The 20,455-nt window shown below is 35.2% G+C and carries 17 protein-coding genes and 2 tRNA genes; 12 read left to right on the top strand and 7 right to left on the bottom strand.

The window, feature by feature from the left end:
• Positions 1–2: 2 nt before the first annotated feature.
• The gene (locus tag CF599_RS01045; protein WP_121964188.1) at positions 3–557 is read left to right on the top strand and encodes a hypothetical protein; all 555 of its coding nucleotides are present in this window, start codon (positions 3–5) and stop codon (positions 555–557) included.
• Between the two features lie 125 nt (positions 558–682).
• Here CF599_RS01045 and CF599_RS01040 read toward each other — a convergent pair whose 3' ends face one another.
• The 3 genes from CF599_RS01040 to CF599_RS01030 all read right to left on the bottom strand — a co-directional run bounded on the left by CF599_RS01040 (position 683) and on the right by CF599_RS01030 (position 3,040).
• A complete protein-coding gene (locus CF599_RS01040; RefSeq protein ID WP_121964187.1) occupies positions 683–1,486 on the bottom strand; it encodes a helix-turn-helix domain-containing protein in 804 nt (267 codons plus the stop codon).
• A 2-nt stretch (positions 1,487–1,488) separates the two neighbouring features.
• Positions 1,489–1,770, bottom strand: coding sequence for a putative quinol monooxygenase (locus tag CF599_RS01035; RefSeq protein ID WP_121964186.1), 282 nt, complete (start codon positions 1,768–1,770; stop codon positions 1,489–1,491).
• Between the two features lie 133 nt (positions 1,771–1,903).
• Positions 1,904–3,040 (bottom strand): DUF6266 family protein, encoded by a 1,137-nt coding sequence (locus CF599_RS01030; RefSeq protein WP_121964185.1) that lies wholly within the window; start codon positions 3,038–3,040, stop codon positions 1,904–1,906.
• A 1,041-nt stretch (positions 3,041–4,081) separates the two neighbouring features.
• Between CF599_RS01030 and topA the strand changes: the two genes are divergently transcribed.
• From topA to CF599_RS00990, 8 genes are all read left to right on the top strand, one after another.
• The gene (topA, locus tag CF599_RS01025; RefSeq protein ID WP_121964184.1) at positions 4,082–6,616 is read left to right on the top strand and encodes a type I DNA topoisomerase; all 2,535 of its coding nucleotides are present in this window, start codon (positions 4,082–4,084) and stop codon (positions 6,614–6,616) included.
• Between the two features lie 6 nt (positions 6,617–6,622).
• A complete protein-coding gene (locus CF599_RS01020) occupies positions 6,623–7,765 on the top strand; it encodes a formimidoylglutamase (RefSeq protein ID WP_121964183.1) in 1,143 nt (380 codons plus the stop codon).
• Positions 7,766–7,884: 119 nt separating this feature from the next.
• Positions 7,885–9,285 (top strand): gliding motility lipoprotein GldK, encoded by a 1,401-nt coding sequence (gene gldK / locus CF599_RS01015; RefSeq protein ID WP_121964182.1) that lies wholly within the window; start codon positions 7,885–7,887, stop codon positions 9,283–9,285.
• 33 nt (positions 9,286–9,318) lie between these two features.
• Positions 9,319–9,990, top strand: coding sequence for a gliding motility protein GldL (gene gldL / locus CF599_RS01010; RefSeq protein ID WP_121964181.1), 672 nt, complete (start codon positions 9,319–9,321; stop codon positions 9,988–9,990).
• A 28-nt stretch (positions 9,991–10,018) separates the two neighbouring features.
• Positions 10,019–11,581 (top strand): gliding motility protein GldM, encoded by a 1,563-nt coding sequence (gene gldM, locus CF599_RS01005; RefSeq protein WP_121964180.1) that lies wholly within the window; start codon positions 10,019–10,021, stop codon positions 11,579–11,581.
• Between the two features lie 37 nt (positions 11,582–11,618).
• Entirely contained in the window at positions 11,619–12,506 is an 888-nt protein-coding gene (gene gldN / locus CF599_RS01000) for a gliding motility protein GldN (RefSeq protein ID WP_121964179.1), read from the top strand.
• 58 nt (positions 12,507–12,564) lie between these two features.
• Positions 12,565–13,626: an FAD-binding oxidoreductase gene (locus tag CF599_RS00995; RefSeq protein ID WP_121964178.1), complete on the top strand. Its 1,062-nt coding sequence runs from the start codon at positions 12,565–12,567 to the stop codon at positions 13,624–13,626.
• 12 nt (positions 13,627–13,638) lie between these two features.
• Complete coding sequence (locus CF599_RS00990; protein WP_121964177.1) at positions 13,639–15,552, top strand: ABC-F family ATP-binding cassette domain-containing protein; 1,914 nt, start codon at positions 13,639–13,641, stop codon at positions 15,550–15,552.
• Between the two features lie 156 nt (positions 15,553–15,708).
• On the opposite strand, the gene CF599_RS00985 is transcribed toward CF599_RS00990, so the two are convergent.
• Positions 15,709–15,781 (bottom strand) — tRNA-Met (locus tag CF599_RS00985).
• A gap of 309 nt (positions 15,782–16,090) precedes the next feature.
• Here CF599_RS00985 and CF599_RS00980 point away from each other — a divergent pair.
• A complete protein-coding gene (locus tag CF599_RS00980; RefSeq protein WP_121964176.1) occupies positions 16,091–16,534 on the top strand; it encodes a hypothetical protein in 444 nt (147 codons plus the stop codon).
• 32 nt (positions 16,535–16,566) lie between these two features.
• On the opposite strand, the gene CF599_RS00975 is transcribed toward CF599_RS00980, so the two are convergent.
• The 3 genes from CF599_RS00975 to CF599_RS00965 form a co-directional block, all read right to left on the bottom strand.
• Positions 16,567–17,139: a hypothetical protein gene (locus CF599_RS00975; protein WP_121964175.1), complete on the bottom strand. Its 573-nt coding sequence runs from the start codon at positions 17,137–17,139 to the stop codon at positions 16,567–16,569.
• Between the two features lie 79 nt (positions 17,140–17,218).
• A tRNA-Met gene (locus CF599_RS00970) sits at positions 17,219–17,291 on the bottom strand.
• Between the two features lie 76 nt (positions 17,292–17,367).
• Positions 17,368–18,024, bottom strand: coding sequence for a CatB-related O-acetyltransferase (locus CF599_RS00965; RefSeq protein WP_121964174.1), 657 nt, complete (start codon positions 18,022–18,024; stop codon positions 17,368–17,370).
• A gap of 158 nt (positions 18,025–18,182) precedes the next feature.
• Between CF599_RS00965 and era the strand changes: the two genes are divergently transcribed.
• Together era and der are read left to right on the top strand one after the other, a co-directional pair.
• Positions 18,183–19,070: a GTPase Era gene (gene era / locus CF599_RS00960; protein ID WP_121964173.1), complete on the top strand. Its 888-nt coding sequence runs from the start codon at positions 18,183–18,185 to the stop codon at positions 19,068–19,070.
• Positions 19,071–19,137: 67 nt separating this feature from the next.
• Positions 19,138–20,448: a ribosome biogenesis GTPase Der gene (gene der, locus CF599_RS00955; protein WP_121964172.1), complete on the top strand. Its 1,311-nt coding sequence runs from the start codon at positions 19,138–19,140 to the stop codon at positions 20,446–20,448.
• Positions 20,449–20,455: the final 7 nt, after the last annotated feature.

The raw sequence follows: 20,455 nt of genomic DNA, 5'->3' as shown, positions 1-20,455 counted from the left end.
TTATGCAGAAGAGTGAATTTGTATTTAAAGGCAGTAAGAAGCTAAGTAATCTGTGGATGACTGTCGTCTCTATAGCATTGAGTTTTTTAGCGTTCTACGCTATTTCGTTTATTATAGAGCGTACTTATGGAGTATTTACAGTTAAGGAACTTCATCGCATAGTAGCGATAGGATATTTCGGTGTCTGTTATGGTATAGGGTATGGTATTGTTTCCCTATATGTAAAGATGAATCTGTCTGGAAAGTGGCAGATAGAAGTAGAGGGAGATAATGTACTTCTTAAGTTTAAGAGAGAACAATGGAGTATCAATGTCATGGATATAAAGAAACTATCTATCTCAGGTGAGAAGTATAATTTAGTAATGGATATAACTACTAATAGTGAGTCAATATCAATAGAGACAGAATGGGATAAGTCTGATAAGCAACAGAATGTAGCCATCTATGCTTTTGCTAATGTATTATGCCAAAAGGTAGATCAAGAACAATTAACAAGTGTCAATGGTATGCCTCTGATAGAAGGGGATAAAGTAGAAGTAAAGTATGTAGTGAATTAAAGATATGAATTTAAGTTATGAATAATAGAAAAGATGATTACTTATGTATCTCATAAAGCTTGTTTCCATAGTATATAAAGTAGATGTGTATAGCTTTCGTTTTCAAGATTTATAAATACTACAAACTACTCTATCCTCTTAAAATAAAAGTGTAACGAATGCTCTTTATGTGTCAGAACTTCTGTAGGAGATAAGTTAGAGTACGTCTTACAGTCTTTAATAAAATGAGACTGGTCATAATACCCACTGTCTAGCACAGTAGCTAAGTAGTCGCTATCAGTAGATAGAAATAACTTGCGCAGGGTGCTCTCAAATCGACTTACTACTTGAAACTTCTTAGGAGTAAAGCCAAACTCTTCTTTAAACTTGCGTTCGAAGTGGCGTGTACTCATCATAAGCTGTTTACTGATGTCAGTGATGCAGGTGTTATCGTGATTAGTGTATATTGTACGCATTGCTTGATCTAGAATGCTGTTCTTTTTTTGGTGTTTTAGAAGTTGAATGGAAAAGAACTCATTTAAGAGCTGTTCTCTGTGAGTGGTATCTTTAGCGTGATATAGCTGATCTATGAGTATATCGCCCTCTTCTTTCCACAAGTCCTGTACGGTTAGAAAGTTATTATTTAGCTCGTTAAAATTGATGTCACAGAAATGTCTAAAAGCACCGTGGTTAAAGCGAATAGCGATAAAATCAATGCTGCCTGCTGTACTAATATCCATATACTGACGAGGGCAGAGGATATGAGAGGTAGGTAATGAATGTTTATTAACAGAGAAAGAGGTGTCGAAATGTATATATACATCGACACCTGTACCTGCTACTAAAGGAAACATAGTAATTGTCTCTACTGAGGTAGTAGAGCTTCCCCAATAATATCTATTGATATAAGCTAATAGATTAGCTATAGGCTTACGGTGTGTTAATTGCATTGTTATTTTATAATTTCGATAATTGGGTCTTTAGCATAGGTATGACCTACTGCATTGATAAATGTATTAAAATGTGATGTCTGCGTATGAGCATCAAAACTAGCTTGATCTTTAAATTTCTCATTGAATACAAAATGAGTATCATCCTCTACATCTTGATATAAAGTATACGATATATTACCCGCTTCTAGTCTAGTGTGTTTGATTAATTCACTAGTTAGCGTTCTGAATTCATTGATGTATTCAGGTTTGATATAAAACTGTGCAACTACAAATTTTTCCATATTGATAAAGATAAGTTATTAATTAGAACAAATGTATTTCTTGTGAATATAGTACGATTGTAAAAATGCGACATATTTATAAAGTTGTATATATTTATCTCTTAGCAAGTGCATCTATAAAGTTCTGTTTTTTTCATTCCTTCTGCTCTTCTGTTATAGTGTAAAACTCTAGAATAGAACGCGGTTCATTATTCAGTTTTTCATCCATTTGATCCGTTTGTTCCTCATTTTCTGCTGTTTTAGCTTGCTTGATAATCTCTTTGTTTACTTTTCGGATATAGCCAGGTGGAGTCCACCTCTTCAATTCCCCTTCTTTTTCAGAGGTATCAGTGTGAGGTAAGGTATTGTTGTTTTTATTTGAAGATTTCTCTGAATCTATAGTTGGATTTAGCTCCGCAGTATGTACTTGATCAACTACCTGATTTTCTTTGAAAGGAGGTGTAAAAGGAGATATAGTTTCTACTTCAGTTTTTGATTCCACTTCTTCTATAAAGTTTTTAAGAGAGATATCTCTAGCTTGTTCTATAGGTATAACCTCAGAAAGTATCTGGTTTTCGTTCTCAGCTGTCTGTTTCCCGTTTTCTGCTTCCTGTTCTCTGTTCTCCGCTTCCTCTTCTATATTTTCTAATTCTAATATTCCGTGAAAGCAACTTGTACTATTAACACTGCCATCAACGGCTTTCCACATACTCCAAAAGTAAACAGTACCCTTGTCCCAATCAGGAGGTAGACTAAAATGAGCGTACTTATCTACGCGATTTCCCACATCAGATATGGCTACGAATTGATCCAAGGTCTCGTTATACAGCATCATTGTTAGTTTATCTGTATTAAGCGTAAGGGCATTAATCAACCCATTTTCCCATTGTACTTTAAACTTGCCTGTTTTTAGACGGTTGATCTTTTTGATTACTGCAGGAGCAAGGTTGCCGATAGATAATAAAGCCTCTTCTACTTTGATGTGTTGTTCTCCGTTAATTAAATTAATGCCTTGCGTCATAAGTCTAGAGATCATTTGCTCTTTACCTGTAATCCACTTTTTACCATTATGTACAGCAGGACAATTCGCATTGACAAAATCCTTGAATTTACTTGCAAATGTTGATACTAGGCTCATCTTATCCCATTGAAGCAATTGCTTCATTGTTGGTTTTTTTCTTGACTTACGTGGTTTAGCACGGATGTAATTTATTCCTCTCCATGTTGCTCCAACTACTGTTCCTACTTTGCCATTTACTGGACCTAGTATACCCTGTTTGATTTCTGCCATAACTTATTTTTTTTTGTTTTTTCGTGATGTTGTGATCTTGTTTTTTGTTGGGACGAATTGCAACTCGTCCATACTATTCCCTCTTTTCTAATATATAAAAATCTGAATGCCAAGTATATAATTGTTGAGAAAGTTTTATAGGCTGTTCAGCCCTTTGTAACTCTAGCTTGATGGCTGAATGCGAATTAAATAGGTGCTCAAAAAGAGTGAAATATTTCCTTTTTTAGTCAGATTTCTTCTTATGTCGATGACAATTGGACTTAAAAGTAATTGTTGTATTAGAGAAGAATAAGAGCAGAATAAAAGCAGGATTCTTGGATAAATAGCCTTTATGCCCTCTTATTGTCCTATCATTCTCCTATAATTGTCCTAGGATAGAGTATGATGGTAGATATGTACTGGGATGAGTGGAGGTCGGAGAGATTGGGGATAAATGTGTTTTATTTGTTAAGGTGTTGGTATATTGTGTTTTATGAATTTTGGTTTTAGAAAAAAATCGTAATTAAAGTATAATAGAGATAGATTTTATTAGCTGTGGATGAGATGGATTAATAAAAATAGTCTAACAGATGTGTGAAAAGATGTTTTTTATCTTCTTAATAGTGGTTATAAAAGAAAAAGTAAAAAAATAATTGGAATAGGCTTTAGATAGAAATAGAGAGTAAAGAGTGATACTTTCAGAATCATCGTTTGTTAAATACTACAAGGGGACTCTACTTCTTAATTCAGATCTGCTTATCTCTTATTTTAGGATTAAGAGAAGTATAAGTTGATTGTGATTAAAAGGTAGGATAAGTATGCACAATAATTAATATTTAATTTTTTTAGATAAATATTGTTAAATTGTTTTATCTTTTATTTTTGTTTGTAAAAAAAATTAAAATCTTGGTTTATTACTAGAATCTTGATTTATTTCACGCATAACTAGGTAATTATTGGACAAATTCTATGCGTGCATATTAGTTAAAACAAGTATTAATAAGAGGTGGCACGGATATATTCAAAAAAATCATATATTTTTGCTTCACAAAATAATGAAGTATGGCAAAGAATTTAGTGATTGTTGAGTCACCTGCAAAGGCAAAAACCATTGAAAAATTTTTAGGACAGGATTATCAGGTAGAATCTAGTTATGGGCACATAGCAGACTTACCTTCTAAAGAAATAGGAGTAGATGTAGAGAATAACTTTAGGCCTAAGTATGAAGTATCATCTGATAAGAAGGCGGTAGTTAAGAAGTTAAAGGATCTTGCGAAGAAAGCTGAAATGGTTTGGTTAGCATCCGATGAGGACCGTGAGGGAGAGGCTATTGCTTGGCACTTAGCGGAAGAACTAAATTTAAAGGATACAAATACTAAGCGTATTGTATTCCATGAGATTACAAAAAATGCGATATTAAAAGCGATAGATAATCCTCGTCAGATAGATTATAACTTAGTGAATGCTCAGCAAGCTAGACGTGTTTTAGACCGACTAGTAGGGTATGAACTTTCACCTATATTATGGAAGAAAGTTAAAGGTGGTCTATCAGCAGGGCGTGTGCAGTCTGTGGCTGTGCGTCTTATTGTGGAGAGAGAAAGAGAGATTAATGACTTTAAAGTAGAGTCATCTTATCATATATCAGCTGAGTTCAAAACAGCTGAAGGAAAAACATTAAAAGCTAAATTGCCTAAGAACTTTGCAACTGAGAAAGAAGCAAGAGATTTCTTAGCAGTTAATATAGGTGCAGCATACAGGGTAGCAGATTTAGAAACTAAACCTGCGAAAAAATCTCCTGCAGCACCATTTACAACTTCTACGCTTCAACAGGAAGCAGCTAGAAAACTTCACTATTCAGTAGGACAAACGATGATGTTAGCACAGCGTTTGTATGAGAGTGGGTTAATTACATATATGAGAACCGATAGTGTGAACCTATCAAAAGATGCAATGAGTGCGGCTGCGGCTGAAATCACGAAATCTTATGGTGCGGAATATTCTAAACCGCGTACTTATGTAACGAAAAGTAAAGGAGCTCAAGAGGCTCACGAGGCGATTCGTCCAACTAATATGGCTCTTCATAATGCTGCTGTAGATAGAGATCAAGCTCGTTTATATGACTTGATTTGGAAGAGAACGTTAGCTTCTCAGATGAGTGATGCTCAACTAGAAAGAACAAATGTACGTATCGAGGCAAACAAGTTTAAAGAACAATTTGTGGCGTCTGGAGAAGTATTGCTATTTGAAGGATTCTTAAAAGTATATTTAGAGGGACACGATGATGAGGATGAAGAAGTTGAAGGTATCTTACCATCATTAAAAGTAGGTGAAGGTTTAGATCAAAATGCTTTAGTAGCTACACAGCGTTTTACAAAACCTGCGGCTAGATATACAGAAGCTTCTCTAGTGAAGAAGATGGAGGAACTAGGTATCGGTAGACCGTCTACTTATGCACCTACTATCTCTACGATTATCGCTAGAACGTATGTAGAAAAAGGAGAGACAGAAGGAAAAGAGCGCAACTATAAGATGATGATGCTTAAAGGTGCTGAGGTGAAGGAGAAGGTGTTAGTAGAGAAGACTGGATCTGATAAAGGGAAACTAGTACCTACAGATATTGGGATGATCGTAAATGACTTCTTAGTAAAGAACTTTAAGACTATCTTAGATTATAACTTTACAGCTAAAGTAGAAGAGGATTTTGATGAGATCGCGGCAGGTAATGAAGACTGGGCGAAGATGATGAAAGAGTTTTATGACCACTTCCACCCTACAGTTAAAGATGTTGAAGAAAATGCAGAACGCGAATCAGGTGAACGTATTTTAGGAATTGACCCTAATTCAGGACGTACTGTATTAGTGCGTTTAGCTAAGTTCGGTCCTGTAGCTCAAATCGGTAATCCGGAGGATGAAGAAAAACAGTTCGCTAGCTTAGCTGCGGATCAGAATATAGGTACGATCACATTAGAAGAGGCTTTGGCTCTATTCTTGCTTCCTAAAAACTTAGGAGAGTATAATGGAGAAGAGATTGAAGTGAATAATGGTAGATTTGGTCCTTATGTAAGAGTTGGAAAAACGTTTATCTCGTTGCCAAAAGGTGAAGAACCAGGAGATGTAACATTAGAGAGAGCGATGGAATTGATCAAAGAGAAAGAGCAGGCAGATGCTCCTATCGCTACTTATCAAGGTCTAGCTGTTCAGAAAGGTGTTGGTCGTTTCGGTCCTTACTTAAAGTGGAATGGTATTTTTATCAACGTTAATAAGAAGTATAATTTTGATAATCTGTCTCAGGCAGATATTAATGAGTTGATAGAAGATAAAATTCAAAAGGAGAAGGATAAGGTCATTCACGACTGGGCAGAAGAAGGAATTAAGGTAGAGAAGGCTAGATGGGGACGTTCAGTTATTCTGAAAGGAAAAGTAAAAATAGAGTTGAGTAAAGATGTGGATGCGGCTGCATTATCTCTAGAAGAGGTAAAAGCAATGATAGAAGCTAAAACACCTGCTAAGAAGACTGCTGCTAAGAAAACAACAGCAACTAAAAAGGCAACTACAACTAAGAAAACTACGACAGCAAAAAAGACCACCAAAAAGTAATAAAGCATGATTTACGAATTGCTAAAACTGATAGATAAAGACCTAGTTAACTATATAGATGGTTTACAAAGTCAATGTATAGGAAAGAAAGTTACTTTTTTCTCGGGAGGAACTTTTGAGAACGAAGGACGCTATTCTATAGCTATTATCGGAGTTAATGATAATAGAGGAAATGCTGAAGGTATAAGTATCGTAGATGTTAGTAAAATACGCAAGGCGTGGTATTCATTATATCCGGGTAACTGGGGAGTGAATATCATCGATTTAGGAGATGTAGTAGCAGGAGAAAGATTAGAAGATACCTATTATTTAGTTAAGGCATTAGTGGCTGACTTGATTAGTCAAGGCGTAATCCCTGTTTTAGTAGGTGGATCTCAAGATATGACTTATGCGATGTATAGGGCTTATGATTCATTAGAACAATCGGTAAACCTTGTATCTATTGATGCGAAGTTAGATTTATCTAAGACAGAAGGGGATATTGCTAATAGCTATTTAACGCGTATTATAGTTGAAGAGCCAACTAATTTGTTTAACTTTTCAAATATTGGATATCAAACTTATTTTAATGCTCAAGAGGAAATAGATTTAATTTCTAGTTTGTATTTTGAAGCTTATAGAGTAGGAGAGATATCGAATAATATCAAATTAGCGGAGCCAGTTTTAAGAGATGCAGATATTGTAAGCATTGATATGACTGTAGTAAAATCGGGAGATTCAGGTAATTTTGATTTCTTCAATCCAAATGGATTTGACGGGAGAGAGATTTGTGCTTTAGCTCGATATAGTGGATTAAGTGATCGAGTTTCATCTTTTGGTATATTTAATTATAATAATAATAAGAATGAAACGTTATTAATAGCACAAATGCTTTGGTATTTTGTAGAGGGAGTTAATTATCGTTCGAATGAATACCCATTTGTGAGCAAGGCGAGTTATATGAAGTATATCGTGCCAGTAGAGGGATATGACGATTTAATCTTTTATAAGAGTGATGTCTCGGAACGTTGGTGGATAGAGGCTTCGATAGAAACTTTAGAGGCAGAAAGAAAGGTTTTGTTGCCATGTAGCTATGAAGATTATGAGTTGGCAATTAACCAAATCATACCTGAAAGATGGTGGCGAACAATAAAAAAGAGTGTAGTGTGAAATTAATTTAACAAAATTAAATATTTAGTTAAATTAATTTTTAGCTTTGTTTTGTGAAATAAAAGAAAAAAAATTACTTGTTACTATTTTATAGTAGTACTTAAAAAACCTAAAATTATATGAAGAAGATCATTACGTTAGGAGCAGTTTTGGCCTTGATGACCAGTTGTGGAACTGGAGATAAAGGAGAATTGATGCACGGTAACGAAGGGAAAAAATGGATGAGTGATAAGCCTCAGGGTATGTCTCTTATTCCAGGAGGAACTTTCACGATGGGTCAAGCAAATGAAGATTTCTTAGGAGCTCAGGATGCACCAACAAAAACAGTGACTATCGGTTCATTTTATATGGATGAAACGGAGATTTCAAATAACCAGTACCGTAAATTCGTGGATTGGGTAAAAGATTCGGTTATCCGTACTAAGTTAGCTGTTGCAGCTGATGAAATGGGAGTGGCTAAAGAAACAGGAGGTATCGGTGCATATGCATTTGTCGATGCTGAAGAGAATTTAGATAAAATGACACCTTACCAAAAGTATATGTATGAGAATTATTACAGCCTACAGGTTAGTGATGATATCTATGCAGGTCGTCGTTTAAATAAAAAAATACCTTTAGTTAAGGATACAAAGAAATATCCTGATGCTAACTACGTAGAAGTAATGGATTCATTATATATCCCATCTAGTGAGACATATAATGGAATGACTACTTTTGATAATTCTAAACTTAAGTTTAAATATTCTTATGTAGACGTAGATGCTGCAACTAAAGATGTAGCGAATGGAAGTAGAAATAAAAGAAGTCGTCACTTAAAGACAGAGACTTTATTAATCTATCCTGATACAACACGTTGGATTAAAGAATTCCAATATTCTTATAACGAACCAATGCACAATGATTATTTCTGGCACGAAGCTTTTGGAGATTATCCAGTAGTAGGAGTTAGTTGGAATCAAGCAAAAGCTTTTGCTGCTTGGAGATCAATGTATAAAAACATTCACTTAAAAGATAACAAACAAACACTTGAGATTAACGAATTCCGTTTACCAATGGAAAGTGAGTGGGAATATGCTGCTAGAGGTGGTCTAGAAGGAGCAATGTACCCATGGGGAGGTCCTTATGCAACTGATGAAAAAGGTTGTTTTATGGCTAACTTTAAACCAACTCGTTATGATTATGCAGCTGATGGTGCATTATATACAGCAAGTGTGCGTGCATACCCACCGAATGGATATAACTTATATAACATGGCAGGTAACGTAGCTGAGTGGACTAGTTCTACTTACGATCCTTCAAGTTATGATCACATGTCTGCATTGAAACCTAGAAATAGACCAAGTGATAGCCCATTAAAAGTAGTAAGAGGTGGTTCTTGGAGAGATCCAGCTTATTTCTTACAAGTAGCTACTCGTGATTCTGAGTATGCAGATTCAGCTAGAAGTTACATTGGATTTAGAACAGTACAATCAGTATCAGGTTCTTTATCACGTGTGAATCAAGCTAAAATGGCACGTTAATATATCTAACAAAAATAAGGAAGAAAAAAAGCTATGGCAATATTTAAAAAAGTGATGAACTTCTGTTATGGAATGGGAGCTTCAGTAGTTATCATCGGTGCATTATTTAAAATTACGCACATGGAGTTTGGTCCATTGAATGGTAATAATATGTTAACAATCGGTCTAGTAGTAGAAGCAATTATCTTTGCTATCTCTGCATTCGAATCAGTAGATGACGAACTAGATTGGTCAAAAGTTTATCCAGAATTAAAAGATGGACAAGCTAGAGAAGTGAAAGTAGCAAAACAAGCTGTAGTTGCTCCTGAACCTCAAGATACAGAAGGTGCTTTATCTAAGAAATTAGATCAAATGTTGAAAGATGCTAAGATTGACGGTGAGTTAATGAGTAGTTTAGGTAATAGTATCCGCAACTTCGAAGCTGCTTCTAAAGAGATGGCTCCTAGTGTGAATGCTGTAGCTTCAACACAAAAATATGCACAAGAAATGACATTAGCTGCTCAACAGTTAGAGTCTTTAAACAGTGTTTATAAAGTACAGTTAGAAAGTGCAACAGCTAATGCTGAGATCAATAAAGCTGTAGCAGAAAACAACGCTCAATTAAAAGAGCAAATGCAAGCATTAACAAACAATTTAGCGTCATTAAACAACGTTTATGGTGGAATGCTTTCTGCTATGGGTGGTGGGAATAGAAATGCTAATTAGTTTATAATTTTTAAAATATTATAAGGTAATGGCAAAACAAAAAATGACACCTAGACAGAAAATGATTAACCTTATGTACCTTGTGTTCATCGCGATGATGGCACTTCAGGTATCAACAGAGGTTTTATCAGCTTTCGGTGTAGTAAACGAAAAGTTTGAGGCTGCAAACGATGGTGCAAAGTCAAACAATGAAGGATTACTTGGTGCTTTAGAGAAAAAAGCTGAAGATAATCCTGCTCAATTTGCTGATCCTGCTAAAAAGGCAAAACAAGTTGAGAAAATCACGCAGGAGTTTTATGACTTCATTGGTGGATATAAGACGATGATTACTTCTAAATTTGAGAATGAACGTACTGAAAATGGTAAATTACCAGCTGAACGTATGGATAAATCTGATATCATTAATGATGCGTGGTTTACTGGAGATAAATACTCAAAAGAAGGAGAAGCTTTTATTGCGGGTATCAATAAGTATAAAAAAGCGCTTAATGATATCTTAGAGAAAGATGCTAAGTTCCAACCAATTGTTTTAGATTTAAACAATAAGTTTAATTTAGAGAATGTTAAAGATAGCCAAGGAAAAGATAGAGCATATTTGAACTATAATTTCTATGGTTTCCCAGCTATTGCTTCGTTGACTAAATTGTCAACTATGCAAAACGATGCTAAGATTGTAGAGGCAGAGATTTATAACAGTTTAATGGGGAATACGCTTAGTAAAGCGGCTTCTATGAAAAACTATGAAGCTATTGTGATCCCTGAGAAATCTGCGTTTTTCGCTGGTGAAACTTTTAAAGGTAAAGTTGTATTAGGTCGTTATGACAAATCAACAGTTCCTACTAAAGTTGTAGTTAACGGTCAAAATATTAATCTTGCAACAGCTTTAGACGGAGGTCAAGTAAGACTTGGGTTTGGAGTTGGTAATGTAGGTGAGCACCAAATAGGTGGTAAATTTACATTTATGGAAGATGGTAAACCTGTGGAGATTGATATTAAAGGAAACTACGTAGTAGTACCTAAACCTAACTCAGCTAATATTTCAGCTGATAAGATGAACGTTGTTTATCGTGGTGTATCTAACCCATTGACAATCTCTTTCGCTGGTATTTCTAATGATAAGGTTAGTGCTTCAGGAGCTGGATTAAGCAGCAACGGAGGTGGTAAATATACTTTAAGACCACAAGGAGGTAGAGAGGTGACTATTAATGTTACAGGAACTCTTCCTGATGGACAAAAAGTATCTGATAGCAAAGTATTCCGTATTAAAGATATCCCTTCACCAAGAGGTACTGTACGTGGAGAATTTAATGCTAAAGGACCTAAGTCAAACTTAGAAATTGTTACTATTGGAGCTAAGTTAGAAGATTTTGATTTTGATTTAAATCTTACAGTTACTAGTTTTGTAGTACAAGTTCCTGGGCAACCTAGTATCGTTGTTCCTGGTAATAAAATGAATGAGAGAGCGAAAGCAGCTATCCGTAAAGCTGATCTAGGATCAGTGGTAGTGATTTCAGATATTAAGGTGCGTTTAGAAGGTGCAGGAGACTATGCCTTGAAAAAAACATCACCGTGTACATTTGAGATTATGTAATTTCGCTTAAATTTATAAGAAGAAAATATTGAAGAATATGAACTGGAAAAACTTTTCACTATATATAGTGTTTACGCTGTTTTCAATAGCATCTTTCGCTCAAACGAATCTATTGAATGCTAAATCTGCTGCGGATATTGGTATTGTGCCAATCGAGCAAATTTTAATTAAAGCTGAAGGACCAATTCCTTATGGATTTGTTCGCGAGAAGGATATCTTATTTGGTATTAAAGTATGGGAGAACATTTCTTTAGCTGAGAAAGCAAATGAAATGTATCTATACCCTATCGATGAGTATTCATCTGAAGGGAAAAAACCTTTATTTCAAGTTTTAATTGATGGAATAAAATCAGGTGAAATTACTGAGGTATATGATGATAGTGATTTTAAAACTAAACGTACTTTAGCTGACATCGGAGATTCATTCTCTAGAGTTGATACAACAGACGCTGGTATTGAGTATAAAAATGCTGGAGAAGCAGTTCCTGAAGAGTATATTCAAAGAGTAGAGCTTAGAGCTTCTGATGTGAAAGAATATCACATTATGGGTATGTGGTTCTTTGATAGAAATGAAGGACAGTTAAAATATAGATTATTAGGTATAGCACCAGTAGTAGCTGATTTATATACTAAGGGATCTGCAAATGAGAATTACGTAGAGTTATTCTGGATCTTCTTTAGCGATGCTCGTAATGTGTTATTTGAGAACTATGCTTTCAATGCTAAGAACCCACTTAATCCGATCAACTTTGATCACTTGTTAAATTCAAGAAGATTTAGTGCTACTATTTATAAGGCAGATAATCAATATGGTAATCGTAAAATTGACGATTATATCAAGAATAATGATTTAAAACGTTTATTTGAGGGAGAAAGAATTAAAGAATTGATTCGAAACCTTGAAGATGATATGTGGAATTACTAATTTTGTAGTTTCTAATTTATTAAGCTCTTATCTATTAGATTAGGTAAGAGCTTTTTTAATGCTTATAGGTATGGTAGATTATATTGTAGTTGGAACTGGTTTGGCAGGTATCTGTTTTACTGAGAAACTTGCATCTGAGGGTAAGACCTTTGTTGTGATTGATAATGAGCAACGTTCTTCGTCTTTGATGGCGGGGGGGATGTATAATCCTGTTGTTCTAAAGCGTTTTACTGATGTTTGGAAAGTTGAGGAGCAGTTAGAGATAGCAATGCCTTTTTATGCTACTTTAGAACATAAACTAGGAGTTCAGTTTATGTTCGAGATGCCTTTATATAGAAGATTGTTATCAGTAGAAGAACAAAATAACTGGTTTCACGCAGCTGATAAACCTAATCTAGAGAAATTTCTGAAGCCTAAGTTAGTTAGAGAAGATGTAAATGGAGTGAAGTCTCCATTTGGCTTTGGAGAAGTAAGTTCAACAGGGTATGTAGAGACCAAAACGTTGATAGGAGCTTACAGAACGTATTTGTCTTCAATTGATAGCTATAGACAAGAGACATTTGATTATGATCAATTAAGTTATACTGAAGAAAGTGTTACTTATAAAGATATTGAGGCGAAGCATATTGTATTTGCTGAGGGATTTGGTATGTTGAATAACCCTTTCTTTAAAGATCTGCCACTTGACGGAACTAAAGGAGAAGTGTTATTGGTTAAGATTCCAAATCTAAATATAGACTTTATCCTTAAAGCTAATGTGTTCTTGATTCCTATTGGTGATGACTTGTATAAAGTTGGGGCTACTTATGATTGGGAGGACAAGTCTGATACACCTACAGAAGAAGGGTTAAAAGAGCTTATAGAAGGATTAAAAGACGTTGTGGAGTTAGACTTTGTAGTGGTAGCTCATAACGCTGGTGTGCGACCTACAGTTAAGGATCGTAGACCATTATTAGGAAGAAGTAGAGAATCAGCAAGAGTTCATGTTTTAAATGGACTGGGAACTAGAGGAGTTCTTTTAGGCCCTTTCTTAGCTGAGAAATTATATAATAATATTGAAAATGCTATGGCGTTAGAAGAGAATATCTCTATCCATAGATATAAGAAGTTTAAATTTTAGTACAATCTAAGTATGTTAAATATACACAATCTATCAGTTTCTTTTTCTGGTGAGTATTTATTTGAGAATGTGACATTCCGCATCGGCGCAGGTGACCGAGTGGGGTTAGTTGGGAAAAACGGAGCTGGTAAGTCCACTATGTTGAAATTATTATCAGGAGATTTAGAGCCTGATACGGGAAGTATGGCTATTGAGAAAGAGCTCCGTATCGGATTCTTAAGACAGGATATCGAATTTACACCTGGTAGAACTGTACTAGACGAAGCTTATCAAGCTTTCGTGGAGATCAAGAAAGTCGAGGCAGACCTTGAAAAAGTTAATATTGAATTAAACGAACGTACAGACTATGAGTCTGAAAGTTATAGTGAGTTAATCGAGAAACTAAGTGATTTGACTCACCGTTTTGAGATTATCGGAGGATATAACTATGTGGGTAACACAGAGCGTATCTTAATAGGTCTTGGTTTTAAACGTGAGGATTTTAATAATCAGACGGATACTTTCTCAGGAGGTTGGCGTATGCGTATCGAGTTAGCGAAGTTATTATTACAAGATAATGATTTGCTACTTCTGGATGAGCCGACGAACCACTTGGATATCGAGAGTATCATTTGGTTAGAGCAATTCTTAAAAGCTTATGCTGGAGCAGTAGTTATTATTTCTCACGATAAGATGTTCTTAGATAATGTAACTAACCGTACGATAGAAATATCATTAGGTAAGATATATGACTTTAATAAGCCGTATTCACAGTATTTAATACTACGAGAAGAGCTTCGTGAGATGCAATTAGCTTCTCAAAAGAATCAAGCAAAGAAGATAGAAGAGACTGAGAAACTTATCGAGAAGTTTAGATATAAAGCTACGAAGGCTTCTATGGCGCAATCTCTTATCAAGAAACTTGATAAAGTAGAGCGTATAGAAGTAGATGAGGATGATAATGCGGTAATGAATATCTCGTTTCCCGTAAGTATTGATCCAGGAAGAGTAGTTCTAGAGATTGATAAAGTAACGAAGCGTTATGGTGATAAAGTTATCTTTAAAGATATTGATTTATTAGTAGAGCGTGGAATTAAAGTAGCATTTGTAGGGCAGAATGGTCAAGGTAAATCTACGTTGATTAAAGCGATAATGGAGGAGTTTGAATATGATGGTACTATTAAGTTAGGACACAATGTTCAGTTAGGATACTTCGCACAGAATCAAGCAGACTACTTAGATGGTGAAAAAACTGTACTAGATACAATGTTAGATGCAGCTACTGATGGTAATCGTGTGAAAGTACGTGATATGTTAGGATCGTTCTTATTCAGAGGGGATGTTGTAGAGAAGAAGGTTAAAGTTCTTTCAGGAGGTGAGCGTAATAGACTTGCGTTATGTAAGATGTTACTTCTTCCTATCAATGTGTTGCTGATGGATGAGCCGACGAACCACTTGGATATTAAATCTAAGAACGTATTAAAGAAGGCACTAGAGAACTTTAAAGGAACTTTACTATTGGTATCTCACGACCGTGATTTCCTTCAGGGGTTAACACAGCTAGTTTATGAGTTTAAGGATCAAAAGATAAAGCAATACTTAGGTGATATCAATTACTTCCTAGAAGAGCGCAATGCACAGAATATGCGTGAGATCGAGAAAGTAACCGTTGCTCCGGTGGCTAAAGCTGTAGTAGTGGAGGAGAAGAAAGCGCCTGTGTCTTATGAAGATCAAAAGAAGCAAAAGACACTTCAAAATAGATTAAGTAAGATAGAGAGTGAAATAGCAGAACTTGAGAAGAAAGTAGCTAAAGATGATGAACGCCTAGCTGTAGACTATGAAAAGTTAATGGCTGATGCTAGTTTCTTTAGTGAATACGAGAAGAAGAAAACTAAGATAGATGCGTTAATGACTGAGTGGGAAGAGATTCAAGAGCAGTTATCGTAGATATAATAAATAGTAGAGCCGTTATAGACGGCTCTAGTTTTATCCAATAAAAAAAGGGATTACGTTAAGTAATCCCTTTTTTTATAAAATAGGCGTAATAAAGTTATATTATTTCAAGAAAAAACCACTTCATATTATGAAGTGGTTCTCACTTAGTAGCGGGAACAGGACTCGAACCTGTGACCTTTGGGTTATGAGCCCAACGAGCTGCCTACTGCTCTATCCCGCGCTATTGTGGTACAAATGTACAACCAATATTCGGTTTGACAAAATAGGGCAAGTTGCTATAATCTTACTAATCTACTTTGATTGTTAATATTTGTTTGGATAAAACAGCTTTTGTTTATGCTATTTTGTAGTGTTTTATTTCTTTAGTTATAATCTGTTTAGTGTGTTATGGTATATGTTAGTAGATAGGGTGTGTAAGTGTTGTTTGTTAATTATTAAATTTATTAGATTATTATTTTGTGATTTATTTAGTATTTTAGTCGCTGTAATAATCAATTTAGAACAATTAATATCGTCATTTTATCGACTTATGAAGAATATAGAAAGAACTTTCCAAATCATTAGTTACCTGCAATACCCGTTTATGTTATTGGCATTGTTCTATTGTGGCAAATCTATTTATGATAATTTTGCTTTAGGTATCAAAGATACCTTTCTACCAAATCTTAATACCGCCTTAATGTTAATTGGGATTGGAGTGAGTTTTTCTGCGTTGCAGGATTCAACGAAGACTCAGAATAATTTCTCAAAAAAGATATGGCAGAATAAAAAGAAAGGAGCTATAGCGTTGTTAGTGATGACTTGTATGGTTTTGTTCTTTTTCGTAGCAGGAGGGATTGGATATTTTACTGCGACGAGCAGTATTTTAGAAGAGATATCTATGGGGTTAATCGTCTTGGGTATTGGATATATGGGGTTGCTGAGTGTAGCGATAAATATGTATAAGTATCAACAAAGTTTACTTCAAGAATAGATTTATCGGGATTGGTCTTCTAATCTTATCAGTTAGTATTCGTCACTATGTAGTTCATATGAGTGGTAAATATCTGCAGTACATTCTTGTTGTTTAGGGATACGTGTGAAGATAAACTCAAGAGTGGGTTCCATATAACAAATGTTACTATTCTCAAGACTTGGTTGTTTAGTTTGCCCTCCAAGTATTTCTACTTTATACCATCCATTCTCTAATTCTATAGAAGGTTTATTCCTAATTGCTTCTATCGTGTCGTTAGTGAAGTTTTCTAATGCACGCCAAGAGTATAGATATACCTTGCCGCTTTCTATTTTAAGTATATAACTGCACTGTCTTACTTGAAGGTCATTTTCTTTATGAAGAAGTATAGGAGTGTCGTCTGACAGATTAAATATTATGGTATAAGGATAGTTGACTATGTTAGCAAGAGGGATTACTATACCTTCTGCTACCACGTTGTCCCCAATATCCGTTGTTGTGAAACTCTTGGCTAAGTTATCAGGAAGTTGATTTAAGTCTTTGTAGTTTTTTAAGGTGTGAAGATCCCCTAAAAGGAAGTATGATATTAACTCATTTAGAACTTCTCTGAATATGTAAACTTTCATAAGTAGGTGTATTGAGTTGGAAAGGTATAAAAGTTTATACAATAAAAAAAGCCACTTCGTTAAAAGTGGCTTGACTTAGTAGCGGGAACAGGACTCGAACCTGTGACCTTTGGGTTATGAGCCCAACGAGCTGCCTACTGCTCTATCCCGCGTTATTGTGGTGCAAATATAGAACGAATATTCGGAATTCACAAACTAGTTGCCTTAATATTTGATTGTTTTTTACAGTTATTTATTCTCTGAGGCTTGATTGTAGCTGTGATGAGCGTTAATTAGTGATTCAATGTCGTTGGAACATAGTTGTTTAAGTAACTTGTTTAGCTTCTCTTCAGGCCACTCATATATTTTTAAATCGATTAACTTTTTTGTTGTTTCTTCTGAGAATCGCTGTTTTATAGGTTTAGCTGGGTTACCTGCTACTATAGTATAAGGTTCCACATCCTTTATAACGACAGCTCCTGAGGCGATAATAGCGCCTTCACCTATCTTAATGCCTGGCATAATCATAGAACGCATCCCTAACCAAGCTCCATCACTGATAATTGTGTCTCCCTTAGCTTGATATGATTCTTGTATTGTCTCGATGAAGGGATATAAGCTAAACCAATCTGTACGATGTGTATTATTACCACCCATTAAGATTACTACTTCTGCCGCTATGCAGACGTGAGATCCTATATATAACTGATCAATATGCCATATAGGCTCCCAAGTCTGAAGACTATACTCATCTCCATATAAATATCTCACAACACTTTCCTCAAAGTTACCTGACCAAGCATTGCTATAATAACTTGTTGTTCCTTTAATATGTATGTTTGGATTCTTCACTGTTTCGTGTAGATATTCTACTTTAGACCAATGTTTATTATGCTCTTCTATCATAGTATTTACTCTTTATTTTTGTCCTTTTACTTATATGTTGCAATATATTCAATGAATATTTAAAACCTAAATATATATAAAGTGTTGTTATAAAGTTTATTTAATTTTTCCTATGTCATTGATATAAGCTACCTTTGCCACTGAAAAAATTAAATAATATGACGCATAAAGCTGGTTACGTTAACATTATTGGTAATCCAAATGTAGGTAAATCAACATTAATGAATGCCTTAGTAGGTGAGAGATTGTCTATCATTACTTCTAAAGCACAGACTACTAGACATAGAATATTAGGGATAGTAAACGGAGATGATTATCAAATCGTGTTTTCGGATACACCTGGTATAATTAAACCTGCATACGAATTACAAGAGTCAATGATGGACTTCGTTAAAACTGCTTTTGAGGATGCTGATATTTTAATTTATATGGTAGAGATAGGTGAGAAGGAATTAAAAGACGAGGATTTCTTTACTCGTATTAATAATTCTAAGGTACCTGTAATATTGTTGCTTAATAAGATTGACAAATCTAATCAAACTCAATTAGAAGAACAGATAGCACTATGGGGAGAGAAGGTTCCAAATGCTGAGATATTCCCGATATCTGCTTTAGAGAAGTTTAATACACAGGCGGTATATGAACGTATCATCGAGTTATTGCCAGAATCACCACCTTATTTCCCTAAAGATTCTCTTACTGATAAGGATGAGCGCTTCTTCGTAAATGAGATTATTCGTGAGAAGATATTGCTTAACTATGATAAGGAAGTACCATACGCAGTAGAGGTAGAGACAGAAGAGTTCTTAGAGGACGAGACTATTATACGTATCAGATCTGTGATTATGGTAGAGCGTGATAGCCAAAAAGGTATCATTATCGGTCATAAAGGTTCTGCACTTAAGCGTGTAGGTATCACGGCTAGAGAGGAGATGGAGAAGTTCTTCTTAAAGAAAGTTCACTTAGAGCTTTTTGTGAAGGTGAATAAAGATTGGAGATCTAACGACTATCAGTTACGTCGTTTCGGATATAACCAAAAGAAATAAGGAATAGTAAAATAATCAGTATAATATCGCATTGAAACACTAACTTTGCGACATATTTAAAATATTTATGAGTAGTATAGTAGCCATAGTTGGTAGACCAAACGTAGGAAAGTCAACCTTTTTTAATCGTTTGATTCAAAGAAGAGACGCCATCGTAGATTCGGTTAGTGGAGTGACACGTGATAGAAACTACGGCAAGTCGGAGTGGAACGGACGTGAGTTCTCAGTGATTGACACTGGAGGATACGTGAAAGGTTCTGACGATGTTTTTGAAGGAGAGATTAGACATCAAGTTACTCTAGCGATAGAGGAAGCGGATGTAATAATATTTGTAGTAGATGTAGAAGAAGGTATCACACCAATGGATGCTGAAGTAGCTCGTCTATTGCGCAAAGAGACTAAACCTGTATTAGTAGCTGTTAATAAAGTAGACAGTTCTAAACGTATGGATGATACTTACGAATTCTATAACTTAGGATTAGGTGAGGTATTCCCTATCGCTAGTATTAGTGGTAGTGGTACAGGAGATTTATTAGATGAAGTTATCAAAGCTTTACCACCAGAGGAAGAGAATATAGCAGATGAAGAAGAGTTACCACGTTTTTGTGTAGTAGGTCGTCCTAATGCTGGTAAATCTAGTTTTATCAATGCACTTATCGGTGAGGATCGTTATATCGTTACTGATATAGCTGGTACTACACGTGATGCTATTGATACGCGTTTTACTCAGTTTGGTTTTGACTTTAACTTAGTAGATACTGCGGGTATCCGTAGAAAAGCAAAAGTAAAAGAAGATCTTGAGTTCTATTCAGTAATGAGATCTGTGAGAGCTATCGAACACAGTGATGTATGTATCTTGATGATCGATGCTACACGTGGGTTCGAAGGACAAGATCAAAGTATATTCTGGTTAGCTGAGAAAAACAGAAAAGGTATCGTAATCCTTGTTAATAAATGGGATTTAGTTGATAAAGATACAATGACTGCTAAACAGTATGAAGATAGAATTCGCGAAGAAATAGCGCCATTTACAGATGTGCCTATTATATTTACGTCTACGATCACTAAACAACGTTTGTTAAAAGCGTTAGAAACTGCTGTAGAGGTATACCAAAATAGAAAAGCGAGAATTTCGACTTCTAAATTTAATGAAGCAATGTTGCCTGTAGTAGAGCACACGCCACCTCCAGCAATTAAAGGAAAATATATCAAGGTAAAATATTGTATGCAATTGCCTACACCTACGCCACAATTCGTATTTTTTGCTAACTTGCCACAATATATCAAAGACCCTTACAAACGATATATCGAGAATAAGTTAAGAGAAATGTACAACTTCAGTGGTGTGCCTATTGAGATTTATTTCCGTCAAAAATAGTAGATAA

The organism is Myroides sp. N17-2 (assembly GCF_002286775.1).
GTDB lineage: Bacteria > Bacteroidota > Bacteroidia > Flavobacteriales > Flavobacteriaceae > Flavobacterium.
This window is presented reverse-complemented; position numbering and strand designations above follow the sequence as displayed.

What these genes read in the sequence shown, in the direction of transcription:
- era (WP_121964173.1), top strand. Translation starts at nt 18,183, where the DNA reads ATGACGCATAAAGCTGGTTACGTTAACATTATTGGTAATCCAAATGTA.
- gldL (WP_121964181.1), top strand. Translation starts at nt 9,319, where the DNA reads ATGGCAATATTTAAAAAAGTGATGAACTTCTGTTATGGAATGGGAGCT.
- der (WP_121964172.1), top strand. Translation starts at nt 19,138, where the DNA reads ATGAGTAGTATAGTAGCCATAGTTGGTAGACCAAACGTAGGAAAGTCA.
- gldN (WP_121964179.1), top strand. Translation starts at nt 11,619, where the DNA reads ATGAACTGGAAAAACTTTTCACTATATATAGTGTTTACGCTGTTTTCA.
- CF599_RS00995 (WP_121964178.1), top strand. Translation starts at nt 12,565, where the DNA reads ATGCTTATAGGTATGGTAGATTATATTGTAGTTGGAACTGGTTTGGCA.
- CF599_RS00965 (WP_121964174.1), bottom strand. Translation starts at nt 18,024, where the DNA reads ATGATAGAAGAGCATAATAAACATTGGTCTAAAGTAGAATATCTACAC.
- CF599_RS01040 (WP_121964187.1), bottom strand. Translation starts at nt 1,486, where the DNA reads ATGCAATTAACACACCGTAAGCCTATAGCTAATCTATTAGCTTATATC.
- gldM (WP_121964180.1), top strand. Translation starts at nt 10,019, where the DNA reads ATGGCAAAACAAAAAATGACACCTAGACAGAAAATGATTAACCTTATG.
- CF599_RS01030 (WP_121964185.1), bottom strand. Translation starts at nt 3,040, where the DNA reads ATGGCAGAAATCAAACAGGGTATACTAGGTCCAGTAAATGGCAAAGTA.
- CF599_RS00980 (WP_121964176.1), top strand. Translation starts at nt 16,091, where the DNA reads ATGAAGAATATAGAAAGAACTTTCCAAATCATTAGTTACCTGCAATAC.
- topA (WP_121964184.1), top strand. Translation starts at nt 4,082, where the DNA reads ATGGCAAAGAATTTAGTGATTGTTGAGTCACCTGCAAAGGCAAAAACC.
- CF599_RS00975 (WP_121964175.1), bottom strand. Translation starts at nt 17,139, where the DNA reads ATGAAAGTTTACATATTCAGAGAAGTTCTAAATGAGTTAATATCATAC.
- CF599_RS01020 (WP_121964183.1), top strand. Translation starts at nt 6,623, where the DNA reads ATGATTTACGAATTGCTAAAACTGATAGATAAAGACCTAGTTAACTAT.
- CF599_RS01035 (WP_121964186.1), bottom strand. Translation starts at nt 1,770, where the DNA reads ATGGAAAAATTTGTAGTTGCACAGTTTTATATCAAACCTGAATACATC.
- CF599_RS01045 (WP_121964188.1), top strand. Translation starts at nt 3, where the DNA reads ATGCAGAAGAGTGAATTTGTATTTAAAGGCAGTAAGAAGCTAAGTAAT.
- gldK (WP_121964182.1), top strand. Translation starts at nt 7,885, where the DNA reads ATGAAGAAGATCATTACGTTAGGAGCAGTTTTGGCCTTGATGACCAGT.
- CF599_RS00990 (WP_121964177.1), top strand. Translation starts at nt 13,639, where the DNA reads ATGTTAAATATACACAATCTATCAGTTTCTTTTTCTGGTGAGTATTTA.